Source organism: Hamadaea sp. NPDC050747 (assembly GCF_040654195.1).
Classification (GTDB): domain Bacteria; phylum Actinomycetota; class Actinomycetes; order Mycobacteriales; family Micromonosporaceae; genus Hamadaea.
The window spans coordinates 266,021-281,868 of record NZ_JBFAHM010000014.1 but is presented as its reverse complement, the minus strand read 5'-3'; the positions used below and the strand labels follow the sequence as shown (position 1 = coordinate 281,868).

Here is a 15,848-nt window from a genome sequence, read left to right as displayed (position 1 = left end):
AAGGACTACCCGTGGGGTGTCCAGGCGGTGCGAGTGCTCACCTGCCGGCGGCTACGGAACCGAGTCTGCGTCACAACCCGGCAGAACTCATTAGGTGGAGAGGTCGATCTCTTCCCAGCCGCCGGGCGGATCCTGATAGGGCCCCGAGAACACGACCGCCCATTCCAGGCCCCACCGGCGCTGGCCGATCGCCGCCGACCCCAGTACGCCCGGCCGGTCGCCGCCTGCGGCCTCCACCGCGAGGAACGCCCAGTCGAGGCAGTAATAGAGGTCGAGGACGGCCGCCACCAACTCCGTCTCGCGGGGGGCGGGCAGCATCCGGGCGCGCCAGTGCGCGAAGGATTCTCCGGCGGCGAAGTCGGGCAGCAGCGGACCGTGCGGGTCGGGCGGGTTGGTCGGGTCGAGCCGGCGGCTCAGCCCGAGTACCCAGGTCAACGCGGCCAGCGCGTCCAGGTGGAGAGCGAACGCGTGATGATCGCCCACGCCGCCCTTGATGAAGTCGAACTCGAAGTCGGTGACCTCGTCGTTGAGCCGGTTCTCGTCCAGCCAGGCGAGTGCGATCTCGGGCGGCATGCCGAAGCAGCGTTCCAGGATGACGGCGAGCACCGCGGCGCGGGCCTCGATCTCGCGAGTGGGCCGCAGCGACACGAGGTCACCCGGTTCCCAGACGAACGGGAAGGTCTCCGGCGGCAGCGGCAGGCCCAGTCGTTGCAGTTCGGCGAGGTTCGCGAGGCGGGTGGCGACCGGGTCAGGCGCGAGGACTTCGGCCACAGCCCTACGCTACCCGGTCGAGCACGAGCGGCTGGGCGGCGACGGCGTCGCCGGAGAAGGTGAACGCGCCGGTCGCGTCGGCCAACGCGGCCGGGATGCGAGCCGGGTCGTCGGCGCGCAGTTCACACAGCACGTCTCCGGCGTTCACCTGGTCGCCCGGCTTGACCTTGAGCAGGACGCCGGCTCCGGCGCTCACCGGGTCCTCCTTGCGCGCCCGGCCCGCGCCGAGCCGCCATGCCGCCAGGCCGACGCCCATCGCGTCCACGCCCGCCACGTAACCGGCCTGCGGTGCGCGTACCACTTCGACCTCATGGGCCTGCGCGAGCGGTGCGTCGGGGTCGCCGCCCTGGGCCGCGATCATCTCCCGCCATTTGTCCATGGCGCGGCCGTCGCGCAGCGCGGCGGCCGGGTCGGCGTCGATGCCCACGGTCGCGAGCATCTCGCGGGCCAGCGCGAGGGTCAGCTCGACGACGTCGGCCGGGCCGCCACCGGCGAGCACTTCGAGCGACTCCTCAACCTCGACCGCGTTGCCGACGGCCAGGCCGAGCGGGGTGCTCATGTCCGTGAGCAGCGCGACCGTGGTGACTCCGTGGGCCTTGCCCAACTGGACCATCGTGTGGGCCAGCTCGCGGGCGCCGTCCACCGACTTCATGAACGCGCCCGACCCCACTTTCACGTCCAGGACCAGGGCGGACGTGCCCTCCGCGATCTTCTTGCTCATGATCGAGCTGGCGATCAGCGGGATGGCCTCGACGGTGCCGGTGACGTCACGGAGCGCGTAGAGCTTGCGGTCGGCCGGGGCGAGCCCTTCGCCGGCCTGGCAGATCACCGCGCCGACCTGGCCGAGTTGTGCGATGAACTCCTCGTTGGACAGCGCGGCGCGCCAGCCTGGGATCGATTCCAGCTTGTCCAGCGTGCCGCCGGTGTGGCCGAGACCGCGCCCGGACAGCTGCGGCACGGCCGCGCCGAGCGACGCGACCAGCGGCGTCAACGGCAGCGTGATCTTGTCGCCGACACCGCCGGTGGAGTGCTTGTCGACGGTGGGCCGGGGCACGCTCGACAGGTCGAGCCGCTCCCCCGACGCGATCATCGCGGCCGTCCACCGGGCGATCTCCCCCGGCGTCATGCCCCGCAGCAGGATCGCCATGGCCAACGCGGACATCTGCTCGTCCGCGACGACCCCCTTCGTGTACGCGTCGACGACCCAGTCGATCTGCTCATCGCTGAGTACGCCGCCGTCCCGCTTGGCGCGGATCACGTCGACTGCGGCGAATCCCATGGTGGTGCCTTTCCTGAATTGCAGGTATTACAAGTAGTCCGGGCCGAACGCGCCCGGCAGGAGAGCGCCGACGGTGGTATGCCCGTCAGCCGTCTCCACCTGGCACTCCGGCCCGCCGTGCTCGAACAGCAGCTGCCGGCAGCGCCCGCAGGGCGTCAACGGTTCCCCGTCGCGGTCGACGCAGGAGACCGCCACCAGCCGCCCGCCGCCGCTGCGGATCAGGTCGCTGACCATCCCGCACTCGGCGCACAGGGTCAGCCCGTACGAGGCGTTCTCGACGTTGCAGCCGCTGACGACTCGACCGTCCTCGACCAGGCCCGCGACGCCGACCGGGAACTTCGAATACGGGGCGTACGCCCGACGCATCGCCTCGACGGCGACCTTCCGGAGCGTTCCCCAGTCGATTCCAGTCATCAATGACCCTTCTCGTACGGCTTGCCGTCGGCGGCCGGCGCGCGTACCCGGCCGACCAGTCCGGCGACCGCGAAGATGGTCGCGATGTAGGGCAGCATGTTCAGGAAGTCGCTCGGGATCGGCGTCGCGATGGAGCCCAGCGTGGTCGCCAGCGCGCCGGCGAAGCCGAAGAAGAGCGAGGCGAACAGGGCGCCGATCGGCTGCCACCGGCCGAAGATCATGGCCGCCAGCGCGATGAAGCCCGCGCCGCCGGTCAGGTTCTTCGTGAAGCTCGTCGCCGAGACCATCGAGAAGTACGCCCCGCCGAACCCGGCGACCGCGCCGGCGATCAGCACATTCGTGTAGCGCAGCCCCAGGACGCGTACGCCCAGCGTGTCGGCCGCCTTCGGATGCTCGCCGACGGCCCGCGTCCGCAGCCCCCACCGGGTGCGGTAGAGGGCGATCGTGACCACGGCGACCAGCACCATCGCGGCGTACGTGAGGATCGTGCCCTGGAAGAGCGCTGGTCCGATGATCGGGATCTTGGACAGCAGCGGGATGTCCCACTCGGGCAGCCGCGGCGGCGAGTTGTACGCCTGGGTGTCCGACCGCATGATCTGCTCGTACAGGTAACCGGTGATGCCGAGGGCGAACGTGTTGAGCACGATGCCGATGACCACCTGGTCCACCAGGTACCGGATGGCGAACACCGCGAGCAGCGCGGAGATGATCACGCCGCCGACCGCCGCCGCGAGGAGGCCGACCCAGTAGCTGCCCGCGACCGAGCCGAGGAACGCTCCGAGGAAGGCCCCGGTGAGCAGCTGGCCCTCGATCGCGACATTGACGACGCCGGTGCGCTCGCACAGGACGCCGCCGATCGACCCGAAGATCAGCGGCAGCGCCGCGAGCACGGTCAGCTGGGCGAGCGAACCCAGTGGGATGGTGTCGCCGTTGGCCGCCTGGGACACCTGCCAGCACAGCGACGAGACGACGAACGCCCCGAGCGAGACGCCGACCCACAGGCCGTAGCGCTTCTGGGTAAGCATCAGGGCCAGCCCGGCACCGAGCGCGATGAGCCCGAACAGGATCGCCCCGAGCTTGCCCGGGATCGGGATGTTCGCCCCGGACGTGGTCGTCCCCAGGGCGAAATGAACCGTCTTGCTGCTGGCCAGAATGCCGAAGACGACGGTCGCGATCAGGCCGAGTCCGGCCAGGACCGCGCCGGTCTTGCGCGCGCGGTTCCAGGTCGCCTCCGGCGCGACCAGCACGATGTCCGCAGTAGGCGCGGTCATGCTCACCCCTTCGCCAGTCCGACGGTGGCCGCCGCCGAGGGCGAGCGGCGCAGCTTGAAGATCGCCCGTACGAGCAGCGGCGCCGCCACGAAGATCACGATCAGCGCCTGGATGACGCCGACGATCTCGTTGGAGATGCCGGGGATGTTCACCGTGGTGCCGTCGGCGTGGGTGGCCACGCCGCCGGTCTGCATCTTGCTACCGCCCGCGGTCAGCGCGCCGTAGAGCAGACCGGCCGCCACGACACCCCACGGTTTCACCCGGCCGAGCAGTGCGACCAGGATGCCGTTGAAGCCGACCTGGCCCATCATGTCGACGGTCAGCGCGCCGGCCGTGCCGACGGCGATCGAGGTGCCGCCGAGGCCGGCGAGCGCACCCGAGATGGCCATCGTCAGGGCCAGCGTGGCGCCGACCTTCATGCCGGCCGTCTTGGCGGCGTCCGGGTTGTAGCCGACCGCCCGCAGCTCGAAGCCGAACGTGCCCCGCCGCAGCAGCCAGGAGATCGCCCAGGCGGCCAGCACGGCCAGCACGATCGCCAGGTTGGCCCGCAGGCCGGTGTCCGACGCCGTCGTCCCGAAGATCTTGGGGAACATCGAGTCGGGCGGGATCGGCTTGCTGATCGCGTCGCTCCGCGCCGGGTTCTTCACCCAGGGCTGGATGATGTACCAGCTCATGAAGTACAGCGCGACGTAGTTGAGCATGATGGTCAGGATGACCTCGTGCGCCCCCGTACGCGCCTTGAGCAGGCCGACGAGCCCGCCGTAGAGGAAACCGGCCAGCGCACCGGCGATGATCGCCGCGATCCAGCCGAACGGGGACGCCCAGCCGAGGGCGAACCCGGCGGTGCCGCCCGCGAGCGCGCCCATGATCGCCTGGCCCTGGCCACCGATGTTGAACAGGCCGGCCCGGAAGGGCAGCGCGACCGCTAGACCGGTGAAGATCAGCGGGGCGGCCGCGGTGAGCGTCTCCGAGATCGGGTAGAGCACCCGCTGCCAGGTGACCCCGTCCATCCCGTACACCCAGCGGCTGAACGTGTCGGGGTCGACGATGGAGCCCTTGAAGAGGTTGCCGAACGAGACGCTGAGCAGGTCCCAAGTCGCCTGAAGCGTGGTGCCCGGCTGATAGAAGAAGTACGCCCACTGCTGCCGCGTGTTCGCGTCGCCGAGGACCATCAGGACCGCCGCGACGACACCCGCCAGCACGATGGCGAGCAACGTCACCGTGAAGCTGTTGTCGGCCCACAGTTCCTTCAGGAAGGCCTGACCCAGGCTGGGCTTGCCGCCCTTGGTCGGCGCGACCGGCTGGCCGGCCTGGGCCTCGGCCTGTGCGGCGCTCGGCACGGGCGTCGGGTTGACCGGGATGGCCTGACCGCCGCCGGTCTCCGGCGCGCTGTCAGCCCCGCCACCCGGCTCGACGGGAGGATTCTCACTCATGCGATCACCGTCCTGCGGCCGGCGACCGCCTGAGTAAGACTGAGCTTGCCGATGATCAGCCTGCAGCTGTTCATGCGATCACCGTCCTGCGGCCGGCGACCGCCTGAGTAAGACTGAGCTTGCTGATGATCAGCCTGCGGCTGTTCATGCCCCTGCCTCCGGGGTCTCGGTCTGGGTGACGCCGGCCATCAGCAGGCCGATCTGGTCACGCGGGATGTCCGGCGAGACGACGGCGAGCACCTGGCCCCGGTACATCACGGCCACCCGGTCGGACAGCGAGAGCACCTCGTCCAGCTCGCTGGAGACCACGAGGACGGCCGTGCCCCCGTCGCGCTCGGCGATGATCTGCTTGTGGATGAACTCGATCGAGCCCACGTCCACGCCTCGGGTCGGCTGCGACGCCACCAGCAGCTTGAGGTCGCGGGAGATCTCCCGGGCGACGATCACCTTCTGCTGGTTGCCGCCGGACAGCGTGCCCACCGAATAGTCGGCGGAGCGCGTACGGATGTCGAAGTGCTCGATCCGCTCCTTGGCGCCCTCGTCGATCTTGCCGGGATTGAGGGAGAACTTCGAGCCGAACGGCTTCTGGTTGTAGGTGTCCAGGACGAGGTTCTCGGCGACCGAGAACTCCCGGACCAGGCCGTCGACTCCACGGTCCTCGGGGATGTAGCCGACTCCGGCGTCCAGCGTCTCCCGGGTCTTCCACGAGTTGATGACCTGCCCGTTGAGCGAGATCTTGCCGGAGGCCACCGGGCGCAGACCCATGATCGCCTCGACCAGCTCGGTCTGCCCGTTGCCCTGGACGCCGGCCACGCCGAGCACTTCGCCCGCGCGTACCTCCAAGGAGACCCCGGCGACCGCCTGCAGACCGCGGTCGTCGGCGACGACGAGGTCCTCGACGGCCAGGACCGGCTCGCCGGGCTGGGCCACGTCCTTCTCGACGCGCAACAGCACGTCGCGGCCGACCATCAGCTCGGCCAGCTCGGACTCGGGTGCGGACGGCGGGGCGGTCCCCACCGTCTTGCCGCGGCGGATGACGGTGATGCGGTCCGCGACCGCCTTCACCTCGCGCAGCTTGTGGGTGATGAAGACGATGGACTTGCCGGCCCGCTTGAGCCCGCGCATGACCTCGAGCAGTTCGTCGGTCTCCTGCGGGGTGAGCACGGCGGTCGGCTCGTCGAGGATGAGCAGGTCGACGTCGCGGGTCAGCGCCTTCACGATCTCCACCCGCTGCTGTACGCCGATCGGCAGATCCTCCACGACGGCATCCGGATCGACCGGCAGACCGTACTGCTTGGAGACCTCGACGACGAGTTTGCGGGCCTTCTCGTGGTCGAGGAAGCCGCCCTTGACGAGTTCCGCGCCGAGCATGATGTTGTCGGCCACGGTGAACACCGGGACGAGCATGAAGTGCTGGTGCACCATGCCGATGCCGGCTGCGATGGCGTCGCTCGGGCCCTTGATCTTGACGGGCTTGTCGTCGACCAGGATCTCGCCCTCGTCCGGCTGGAGCAGCCCGTAGAGGACGTTCATGAGGGTCGACTTGCCGGCGCCGTTCTCGCCGAGCAGGGCGTGGATCTCGCCCGGCTCCACAGTCAGGCTGATCTGGTCGTTCGCGACGAGGCCACCGAAGCGCTTGGTGATGCCGCGCAGTTCGAGTCTCAGCGGGACCTCCTCGGTCAGGGCCGTCCTTGTGACCTTTTTTCTTCTGTGACCACCTGTGCGCGAAGATTCTTCAGCACGCGGGCGGTCTTTTGTAGCAGACGTTCGTCCACGAAAGCCCACCGGCCGCCGCGCCTGTCGCGCAGAACGCGCAGGCGGGCGGCCGGCTAGGACCGGCCGTTCGCGGGTTATCTACCCCCTAGCGGGATGATCTCACCCGCGAACGCCCTTAGTGGAAGAACAGGTCACTTCGGCTGAGCCGGCGAGGTGACCGTGATCTTGCCGGAGATGATGTCCGCCTTCAGCTGCTCGATCTCGGCCTTCAGACCGGCGTCGATCTTCGAGTCGAAGTCGTGGTACGGGGCCAGCGAGACGCCGTTGTTCTCCAGCGTGCCCTTCGAGCCCGTGTTCGACAGCAGCGTGCCGTTCGAGGTCGCGGCCTTGCCGACAGCCTCGGACACCAGGTCGGTCATGTTCTTGACGACCGTGCTGAGCATGACGGAGCAGTACTGCGTGGTGTTGCAGCCGTCCGAGTCGACCCAGATGACGGTGTACTTGTTGCCCGCGTTCGCGGCGGTGCCCAGACCGGCGCCACCGGCGACCGGCATGATGACGTCGGCGCCCTGCGCGGCGAGCGCGTCGGACTTGGCCTTGCCCGCGTCCTGCTTGACGAAGTCGTTGGTGAACAGGCCGTCCTGCTTGGCCTTGTCCCAGCCGAGGACCTGGACGTTCTTGCCCTTGACCTCGTTGTACTTCTTCACGCCGTCGGCGAAGCCGTCCATGAAGATCGTCACCGGCGGGATCTTCATACCGCCGTAGGTGCCGACCTTGCCGGTCTTCGAGTAGCCCGCGGCCAGGTAGCCGGCCAGGAAGGCGGCCTGCTGGGTCTCGAACTGGATCGGGTAGATGTTGGCCTGATCGCCGTTGCCCGAGTCCACGATGGAGAACTGGATCTTCGGGTTCGCCTTCGCGGCGGCGGTGGTCGCGTCGGCCATCAGACCGCCGACCGCCTGGATGTACTGGCAGCCCGCGCTGGCCTGGTTGGTCAGGTTCGGCGCGTAGTCCGACTGCGCCGAGGACGCGACGTAGCTGGTCTGGATGCCGGAGTTGGCGCCCTTGGCCTTCTCCATGCCCGCCCAGGTGCCGGCGTTGAAGGAGTGGTCGTCGATGCCACCCGTGTCAGTCACCATGCAGGCCTTGAAGGCGGCGCCGGCGGCGCTGGTCGAGCCGCCGCTCGGCGTCTCGGCCGGCTTGCTACACGCGGCGGCGAACAGCGCCAGGCCGCTGGCCGCGACGAACGCGGCAATCTTCATCCCACGCACAGGGCGCAAGACGGTCTCCTCTCCCATGTGACGTCGCAAGTCCAGGTCTGCTGTTGCAAACAACTTGCGACGAATCTACGGACGGGAGATTACGCCTCTCCCTGCCCAACAGCGGATCATCGTGCCCGGTTGTTGAGCACCCGTTATGGCCGCGTGACTAAGAGGTGCACTGGGTCACCTCAGCCACCCGTCATGATCCCCGTCTTTGACGAATCTATCGCTTTTGTCGGAATCACGGGCCGGAACGGGAGTACCTTGCTAGCGCCAGAAGACGGCTACTCCGGCGGTCACCAGGACCATGCCGATGATCCCGAAGAAGTGGCCCTTGGAGACCTCTTCCCGCTTGCGGACGGGGAAGACGGCGCCGAAGATCAGCAGCGCCAGGACGAGCTTGACGATCAGCTTCGCCGTCGGCGGCTCGTCACCTTCGTCCCGCAGCGGCGCCGACAGGGCGATCCCCGTGATCAGCTGGGTCCAGACGCCGATGACCATCGCCTGGTTGATCCGGAACTTCCCGGCCAGCCACTGGGTGACCGCCCCGCCGAGCAGCAGCGCGAAGCCGATGAGGTGGGCGTAGAGCAGGACGTACCGAACGATCTCCTTCACGCCGCGCAGCTTACGCCAGTCGCCACACCTGCACGCCGGGCCCGTTCGCCCCGGGCACGACGCCCGCCGCGAGGTCCGCGCCGCCGTACAGGTTGACGCCGTCGGGGAGACCGAGGTCGAGCGGCTCGCCGGCGGCGCGCCGGGCCACCACCAGCAAGGTCTCCTCCGGCGTCTCGCGCAGGAAGGCCAGGACGTCGGCGGCGGCGTACACCCAGCGCAGGCCGCCGCGGCGCAGCGCCGGCTGCTCGGTGCGCAGCCTCACCAGCGACTTGTACGCCGAAAGCGTCTCCTGGTCCTGATCGCCCGCCCGATTCCAGGGCATCGGCGTACGGGAGTTCTCCCCGTTCCACCCGGTCAGGCCGAACTCGTCGCCGGCGAAGACCATCGGCGTACCCGGCATGGTCATCTGCAGGGCGACGGCGACCAGGTGCCGTTCGCGGTTCCCGGCGACCGTCCGCATCCGGGCCGAGTCGTGCGAGTCGAGCGGGTTCCACGAGTGCACCAGGGTGCGCCAGGACATGCGGCCGCCGAAGGAGTGCACCGTGTCCAGAACCGACTCCGTCGTGCGCCGCGGAACCCCGCCCGGGACGCCGAAGAAGTAGTCGTTCGGAGTGTCGGGCTCGCAGAGCCAGGTCCAGATCGGGCGGGTGAACCCGCCGTAGTTCATGGTCCCCTGCCAGCCGTCCCGGTCGACGTCGCCGGTCGAGTCGTGCATGTGCTCCGCGACGAGCATCGCGTCCGGGCGTACGGCCATGATCTCGCGGCGCAGCAGCGCGGCGACTTCGTGCGTACGGTCTTCGGCGGCGCGGCGGCCGGTCATGTTCGCCACGTCCACCCGCCAGCCGTCGAGCAGCGGTGTCCCGTCCGGGGCGTGCAGCCACTTCCGCAGTACGCCGATCATCCGCTCGCGGGTCAGCGCGCTGCCCCAGTTGAGCTTGGGCAGGCTCTTGACGCCGTTCCACGACTCGTAGTCGCCGTCGGCCAGACCGTAGTCCGGGCCGAAGTAGAACATCTCGCGCTCCGGCGAATCGGGGTCGGCCGCGGCGGCCTGGAACCACTCGTGCGCGTCGCCGCAGTGGTTCGTCGTGATGTCGCCGATCAGCCGCATGCCCCGGGCGTGCACGGCGTCGGCCAGCCGCCGCAGCGCGTCGTCCCCGCCGAGCAGCGGATCCACCACGTCGAAGGTCGACGCGTCGTAGCGGTGGTTCGACCGGGCCGGGAAGATCGGCGTCAGATACACCGTGTTCACGCCGAGCGCCTGGATGTGGTCCAGGTGCTCGACGACGCCGTCCAGGTCGCCGCCGAAGAACTGCTCGGCGGTGCCCGGACCCCGGCCGATCACCTCGTCGAGGTCCCAGTCGCGCGGCAACGCCCAGTCCGGGAGGGCGTCCTTGTCGAGCTGCCCGGCAGCGGCCGAGCGGGCGTACCGGTCCGGGAAGATCTGGTAGACGATCGCGTCGGTCATCCACTCCGCTGGAGCGTCGTAGGCGACCAGCCGGAAGTCGGTGGCGTCGGTGAGATCCCCGGCCACCACCCCGGCGGCGGTCAGCCAATACGGCTCGCCCTCCTCGGGCAGGAGGTAGAACCGGTAGTTCGTCACCGGGTTCCGCGCCTCGTAGTGGATGACCCACCACTCGCCTTCGTGATGGCGTACCGGGAGGAAGCGCGGTTCCCCGTCCGGGGTGCCCCGCAACCAGACCTCCCGGACCCGTGACGCTGCGGGTACGCGTACCCGCAGCGTCACGGTCTCGCCCAGCGCGGGCCGGGCGGTGGAGACGTAGAGCGAGGAACCGTCGTGATGGGGTTGGTCGATCAGACGCATGTCGCGTCCCCTTCTGGTGAGAAGTCGACGTTTCATCCCACGCGATGGTGGGGTCGCGACATGGTGATGGTCAGCCCTTCACCGCACCCGCGGTGAGGCCGTTGACGATGTACTTCTGGAGATAGAGGAAGACGCCCACGGTCGGGATCGCGGTGAGCAGCGTGCCCGCCGCGAACATGCCGAAGTTGACGTTCCGCTCCCCCGCGACCATGCCGTAGAGGCCGACCGCCAGGGTCTTGGACTCGGCGTCGCGGAGGAAGACGTTGGCCATCAGGAACTCGCTCATGGTGCCGATGAAGGCCAGCATCGCGGTGACCGCGAGGATCGGCGCGACCAGCGGCAGGATGATCCGGAAGAAGATCTGGACGTGCGAGGCGCCGTCGACGGTGGCCGACTCGTCCAGCTCCTTCGGGACCGTGTCCAGGAAGCCCTTCATCAGCCAGGTGTTCACGCCCAGGGCCGTGCCCATGTAGAGCAGGAGCAGGCCGGCCGTGGTGTCGAAGCCGATGTAGCGCCAGTTCTCGGTGATGTCGGTGAACAGGATGAAGATCGCGACGATCGCCAGGAACTGCGGGAACATCTGCACCAGCAGGAGCGCCATCAGGCCGACCCGGCGCCCCTTGAAGCGCATCCGGCTGAACGAGTACGCCGCCGAGAAGCTCAGGAAGACGCTGGCGAAGGCCGAGATCAGCGCGATGACCAGCGAGTTCACGAACCAGTGCGCGAACGGGTACCGGGAGTCGGTGAACAGGTGCTCGAAGTTGTCCAGGCCCGCCCCCGTCGGCCACAACTTGGTCGAGGCCAGCGTGCCCAGCGGGTTGAGCGCCGCCGAGACCACGAAGACGATCGGGAAGAGCGAGAAGATCGCCACGACGACGGCGACCAGATGCCGCCAGCCCGTCCGCTTGAACCAGGTCACGAGTAGACCTCCTCGAGCGACCGGCTGCGCCGGAAGCCGATGATCGACATGACGGCGACCAGCGTAAAGATGATCACCGAGACGGCCGCCGCGAAGCCGAGCTGCGCGATGCCGCCGAAGGCCAATCGGTAGGTGTAGCTGATCAGCAGGTCGGTCGCCCCGACGGTGGCGTTGTCGATGGCGTACGGACCGCCGTCGGTGACCAGCTTGATCGCGTTGAAGTTGTTGAAATTGTACGCGAACGAGGAGATCAGCAGCGGGGTCAGCGCGACCAGCAGCAACGGCAGCGTCACGCGCTTGAAGCCCTGCCAGGGCGTCGCGCCGTCGATGCTGGACGCCTCGGTCAGCTCCTTCGGGATGGCCTGCAGGGCGCCGGTGGCGACGAGGAACATGTAGGGGAAGCCGAGCCACAGGTTCACGAGGATCAGCGACATCCGGGCCGTCGTCGGCTGGCCGAGCCAGTCGATGTGCCAGCCGAACAGGTTGTTGATCAGGCCGAAGTCCTTGTTGAACATGTCCCGCCAGACCAGCAGCATCGCGAACGACGGCATGGCGTACGGGAGGATCAGGATCGTCCGGTAGATCTTGGTGCCCCGCATCCGGGGCGAGTGCAGCGCGAGCGCGCACACCAGGCCCAGCGCGAACGTCGTCAGGACCGACAGCAGCGCGAAGACGACGTTCCAGACGAAGACCGAGAAGAAGTTCCCGGAGACCGTCTTGTCGGTGAAGATCCGGGAGAAGTTCGCCCAGCCCACACCGACCTTCCAGCCCTGCCCGCCGGACAGGACCGTGCCGTCGGCTCCGACGAAGTACCCCTTGGCCTCGTCGGCGGTGTAGACGGTGCCGGTCTTCGTGTCCGTGACGCAGTCGCAGCCGGCGTCGTAGTTGCGGACCGACATCAGCTCGACCGCCTTGCTCAGGCCGCTGGACTTGATCGCGCCCTGCCCGGTCGGCACCGCGAAGTTCGCGATCTCGTCGGCGCGGGCGCTCGCGTCCGGCTTGCTGAGGATGTCGTAGCCCGGGACCTCGGAGAGCTGCTTGGTGAGCGAGAAGTTCGCGTCCGTGAGGCCGGGCAGATCGGTGAGGCCGTCCTGCGTACCGACCTTCGCCTGGGCCAGCAGCGGCTCACCCTTGTCGTCCACCGGGACGAGCAGGAAGACGAGCTTGCCGTCCTTGACCGCGGGCGACAGGTTGTAGGAGGCCGCCCCGGCGACCTGCTCCAGCGACCCGGTCCGGATGGCCGTGATCGCCTCTTCCTTCGTCCCGCGGTGGCCGTCGCCGAAGTTCGTGAACGCGGTGCTCACCGTGAGGATCACCGGCACGAGCTGGAAGACGACCAGGAAGACCGTGCCGGGGAGGAGGTACTTGAGCGGGATGTGCCGCCGGCTCAGATAGAGGTACGCGATCCCCGCGCCCGCCGCGACCAGGACGCCCACACCGATCCAGTTGTCGGTGCGGATCAGCGGCGGCAGGCCGAAGAGCAGGAGGGCGGCGACGAGGCCGAGCGCGATCAGCCGGCCCACGAGGAAACCGACGGTGATCTCTCGGGGACGAGGGTCGTTGGCGGACTTGGCGGTCCCACGCTTCGGTGCGTCGGAACCACGCTGGCCGGGCAGGCCGGAGCGCGGGGAGCCGGAGCTCCCCGCGCCCGTCACGCCACCCGACCCGGATGAGGTCGTGCTCGGCGTCGTCATCGGCGTACGCTGCCTACTTCTTCTTCGCGATCGCGTCGTTGATGGCCTTCGCCGCGGCCTCCGCGGCGGTCTTCGGGTCGCCGCCCTTGATCACGGCCACCTCGGCGTTGCCGAACGGGCCCCAGATCTCGTTCATGGCGGGGATGGCCGGCATCGGCAGGCCGTCCTTGCCGGCGTCCAGCCACTTCGCCACGTCCGGGTCGGCGGCCTTCGCGTCGTCCTGCGCGGCCAGCAGCGCCGGCGGACGCGGGTCGGCGGCGTACAGGGCGTTGGCGACCTCCTTGTTCGTGACGTAGTTCGCCACGAACTCCTGCGCCATCGCCTTGCTCTTGCCCTTGCTCGCCACGAAGAAGGCCTGGACGCCGAGGAACGGCTGGGCCGGCTTGCCACCGGCGAAGCCCGGGATCGGGGTGATGTCGTACTTGATGCCGGCCTTCTTGATGTCGGCGATGTTCCACGAGCCGGTGATGAAGAAGGCGGCCTTCTTGCTGGTGAAGGTGGCTACGACGTTCTCGGCGGCGATCGAGGTCTTCAGCGCGCCGGAGCCCTTCTCACCCAGCTCCTTGAGCTTGGTGAACGCGGCGATCGAGTCGGGGCTGTTGACCGTGACGTTGTTCGGGTCCGGGTCGCCGGCCGAGGTGAGGCCGAACATGGAGCCGCCGCCCGAGGAGTAGATCGGGTAGATGTGGTACGCGTCGCCCGCCGCACCGGACTGGCAGAGCAGGATCTCCGACGCCTTGCCGGTCTTCTTCAGGTCCTGACCGGCCTTCACCAGGTCCTCGATGCTCGCCGGAGCGGTCGGAGCCAGGTCGGTGTTCCGGACGAGAGCGATGTTCTCCAGCGCGTACGGGGCGCCGTAGATCTGGCCGTTGAAGGTCACGGCCTTGACCGCGGCCGCCGCGAACAGCGACTTCTGCTGCGCGGAGAGCTGCACGGGGTCGATGGCGCCGTTCTGGACCAGGTTGCCGATCCAGTCGTGCGCGCCGACGACGACGTCCGGGCCGCTGCCCTGCTGCGAGGCGGTCACGAAGACCTGCTGCAGGTTCTCGCTGATCTCCTTGACCTCGACGGTGACGCCGTTGTCCTTGCCGAACTGGTCGGCGTACTTCTTGAGCACGGCCGTGCGCTTGGTGTCGGCCCAGATGACCAGCTTGCCGTTGCCCTTGTCCTTCGACGGGGTCGCCGTGGGCTCGTCCTTGTCCGATCCGCATGCCGCCAGCGCCGAGGCGGACGCCGCCGCGCCCAGAGCCGCAAAGACGGTACGTCTACGCATCAAGGTCTCCTGTTCAGATGGGCCACGCCTTCAGGGGCCCAGAGGGGGTCAATCCAGGGGTATGCAGTTGTGTGTTGCGCGCACGTTAGCAAGAGTTTGCAAGGAGTGGAAGTCCTTGCAGTCCCGTAGCCGCAAGATCTTGTCTGTTCAGTTAGCATTCCGCCATGCGTGCACGTCTGGCCGACATCGCTCGGCAGGCCGAAGTGAGCGAGGCCACGGTCTCGCGGGTCCTCAACGACCGTCCCGGGGTGTCGACGGAGACCCGCCAGGCGGTGCTGACGGCGCTCGATGTGCTGGGCTACGAGCGCCCCACCAAGCTGCGCAAACGTAGCGCGGGACTCGTCGGGCTGGTAGTTCCGGAGCTGGACAACCCGATCTTCCCGGCGTTCGCTCAGATCATCGAGTCGGCCCTCGCCCAACAGGGCTACACCCCGGTGCTGTGTACGCAGACCGCCGGCGGCGTGACCGAGGACGAGTACATCGAGATGCTGCTCGACCGCCAGGTGGCCGGCATCGTCTTCGTCTCCGGCCTGCACGCCGACACGACGTCGGATCCGGACCGTTACCGCAAACTCCTGACGCGACCGCTGCCGATCGTGCTCGTCAACGGCTTCGTCGAAGGGCTGGAGGCGCCGTTCGTCTCGGTCGACGAGCGGGCCGCCGCCGACGCCGCGGTCTCCCATCTCGCCGCCCTCGGCCACAAGCGAATCGGCCTGATCTCGGGACCGGACCGCTTCCAGCCGGTGCAGCGCAAGATCATCGGCTATCGCGACGCCATGCGCCGGTTGCTGCAGCTGAGCGACCGCGACATGGATTCGATGATCTCGTTGTCCCCGCTGTTCGGCGTGGAAGGCGGGTACGCCGCCACGACCCGGCTGCTGGACCGGGGTGTGACCGCCGTCGTCTGCGGATCCGACCTCATGGCGCTGGGCGCGATCGGTGCGGCGCGGCAGAAGGGGCTGGGCGTACCGGACGACTTCAGCGTCGTGGGCTTCGACGACTCCCCGCTGATGGCCTTCACCGACCCGCCGCTGACCACGTTGCGGCAGCCCATCCGGGCCATGGCGGTGGCCGCCGCCCGGGCGCTGATCGACGAGATCCTGGGGCATCCCGCCCCGCACTCCGAATACGTCTTCCGCCCGGAACTGGTCGTACGCGGCTCGACCGCCCAAGCCCACTAACCCCGCCCCCCAGCCTCTCCCCGCGTCGCCGCGTTGATCATGGAGTTAACTCCTGGTTCGACGGCGTGTCGGGGGCGCAAACTCCATGATCAACGCCACTGCATTCGACGGGCCGCTGAAACTTGCTGCAAGCTTCTGCTTGACGTTTGCAAGGTTTGCGGCGCATCCTTCATCCCGTCACCAGTCAGGTGGCGGGTGGAG

General features: G+C 68.6%; 12 protein-coding genes and 1 pseudogene. 1 reads left to right on the top strand and 12 read right to left on the bottom strand.

Going from position 1 to position 15,848, the window contains the following annotated elements:
- Positions 1-90 precede the first annotated feature (90 nt).
- The 12 genes and pseudogenes from AB0H43_RS31585 to AB0H43_RS31530 all read right to left on the bottom strand — a co-directional run bounded on the left by AB0H43_RS31585 (position 91) and on the right by AB0H43_RS31530 (position 14,466).
- On the bottom strand, positions 91-771 hold the full coding sequence (locus AB0H43_RS31585) for a DUF4272 domain-containing protein (RefSeq protein ID WP_253758084.1): 681 nt from the start codon (positions 769-771) through the stop codon (positions 91-93).
- Positions 772-775: 4 nt separating this feature from the next.
- Entirely contained in the window at positions 776-2,050 is a 1,275-nt protein-coding gene (locus AB0H43_RS31580; RefSeq protein ID WP_360005305.1) for a thymidine phosphorylase, read from the bottom strand.
- A gap of 45 nt (positions 2,051-2,095) precedes the next feature.
- Positions 2,096-2,464, bottom strand: a pseudogene (locus AB0H43_RS31575) (cytidine deaminase); the annotation flags it as partial.
- Positions 2,464-3,735: an ABC transporter permease gene (locus AB0H43_RS31570; RefSeq protein WP_360005303.1), complete on the bottom strand. Its 1,272-nt coding sequence runs from the start codon at positions 3,733-3,735 to the stop codon at positions 2,464-2,466. The pseudogene AB0H43_RS31575 and the gene AB0H43_RS31570, both read right to left, overlap by 1 nt.
- Before the next feature lie 2 nt (positions 3,736-3,737).
- A complete protein-coding gene (locus tag AB0H43_RS31565; protein WP_360005301.1) occupies positions 3,738-5,168 on the bottom strand; it encodes an ABC transporter permease in 1,431 nt (476 codons plus the stop codon).
- 144 nt (positions 5,169-5,312) lie between these two features.
- A complete protein-coding gene (locus tag AB0H43_RS31560) occupies positions 5,313-6,773 on the bottom strand; it encodes an ABC transporter ATP-binding protein (RefSeq protein ID WP_360005341.1) in 1,461 nt (486 codons plus the stop codon).
- Between the two features lie 302 nt (positions 6,774-7,075).
- Positions 7,076-8,143, bottom strand: a complete 1,068-nt coding sequence (locus tag AB0H43_RS31555; RefSeq protein WP_360005299.1) for a BMP family ABC transporter substrate-binding protein — start codon at positions 8,141-8,143, stop codon at positions 7,076-7,078.
- A gap of 267 nt (positions 8,144-8,410) precedes the next feature.
- A complete protein-coding gene (locus AB0H43_RS31550; protein ID WP_360005297.1) occupies positions 8,411-8,758 on the bottom strand; it encodes a hypothetical protein in 348 nt (115 codons plus the stop codon).
- A 10-nt stretch (positions 8,759-8,768) separates the two neighbouring features.
- Entirely contained in the window at positions 8,769-10,580 is a 1,812-nt protein-coding gene (locus AB0H43_RS31545) for a glycoside hydrolase family 13 protein (protein WP_360005295.1), read from the bottom strand.
- A 70-nt stretch (positions 10,581-10,650) separates the two neighbouring features.
- Complete coding sequence (locus AB0H43_RS31540; RefSeq protein ID WP_360005293.1) at positions 10,651-11,499, bottom strand: sugar ABC transporter permease; 849 nt, start codon at positions 11,497-11,499, stop codon at positions 10,651-10,653.
- A complete protein-coding gene (locus tag AB0H43_RS31535) occupies positions 11,496-13,193 on the bottom strand; it encodes an ABC transporter permease subunit (RefSeq protein ID WP_360005291.1) in 1,698 nt (565 codons plus the stop codon). The genes AB0H43_RS31540 and AB0H43_RS31535 overlap by 4 nt, the downstream gene beginning before the upstream one ends.
- A gap of 13 nt (positions 13,194-13,206) precedes the next feature.
- Complete coding sequence (locus AB0H43_RS31530) at positions 13,207-14,466, bottom strand: maltose ABC transporter substrate-binding protein (RefSeq protein ID WP_360005289.1); 1,260 nt, start codon at positions 14,464-14,466, stop codon at positions 13,207-13,209.
- A 164-nt stretch (positions 14,467-14,630) separates the two neighbouring features.
- Between AB0H43_RS31530 and AB0H43_RS31525 the strand changes: the two genes are divergently transcribed.
- Positions 14,631-15,647 carry a LacI family DNA-binding transcriptional regulator gene (locus AB0H43_RS31525; protein WP_360005287.1) on the top strand — a complete coding sequence of 339 codons (1,017 nt, stop codon included), beginning with the start codon at positions 14,631-14,633 and terminating at the stop codon, positions 15,645-15,647.
- Positions 15,648-15,848: the final 201 nt, after the last annotated feature.

Coding starts and splice junctions, on each gene's coding strand:
- AB0H43_RS31565 (WP_360005301.1), bottom strand. CDS start 5,168: ATGAGTGAGAATCCTCCCGTCGAGCCGGGTGGCGGGGCTGACAGCGCG.
- AB0H43_RS31530 (WP_360005289.1), bottom strand. CDS start 14,466: ATGCGTAGACGTACCGTCTTTGCGGCTCTGGGCGCGGCGGCGTCCGCC.
- AB0H43_RS31570 (WP_360005303.1), bottom strand. CDS start 3,735: ATGACCGCGCCTACTGCGGACATCGTGCTGGTCGCGCCGGAGGCGACC.
- AB0H43_RS31535 (WP_360005291.1), bottom strand. CDS start 13,193: ATGACGACGCCGAGCACGACCTCATCCGGGTCGGGTGGCGTGACGGGC.
- AB0H43_RS31525 (WP_360005287.1), top strand. CDS start 14,631: ATGCGTGCACGTCTGGCCGACATCGCTCGGCAGGCCGAAGTGAGCGAG.
- AB0H43_RS31555 (WP_360005299.1), bottom strand. CDS start 8,143: ATGAAGATTGCCGCGTTCGTCGCGGCCAGCGGCCTGGCGCTGTTCGCC.
- AB0H43_RS31580 (WP_360005305.1), bottom strand. CDS start 2,050: ATGGGATTCGCCGCAGTCGACGTGATCCGCGCCAAGCGGGACGGCGGC.
- AB0H43_RS31545 (WP_360005295.1), bottom strand. CDS start 10,580: ATGCGTCTGATCGACCAACCCCATCACGACGGTTCCTCGCTCTACGTC.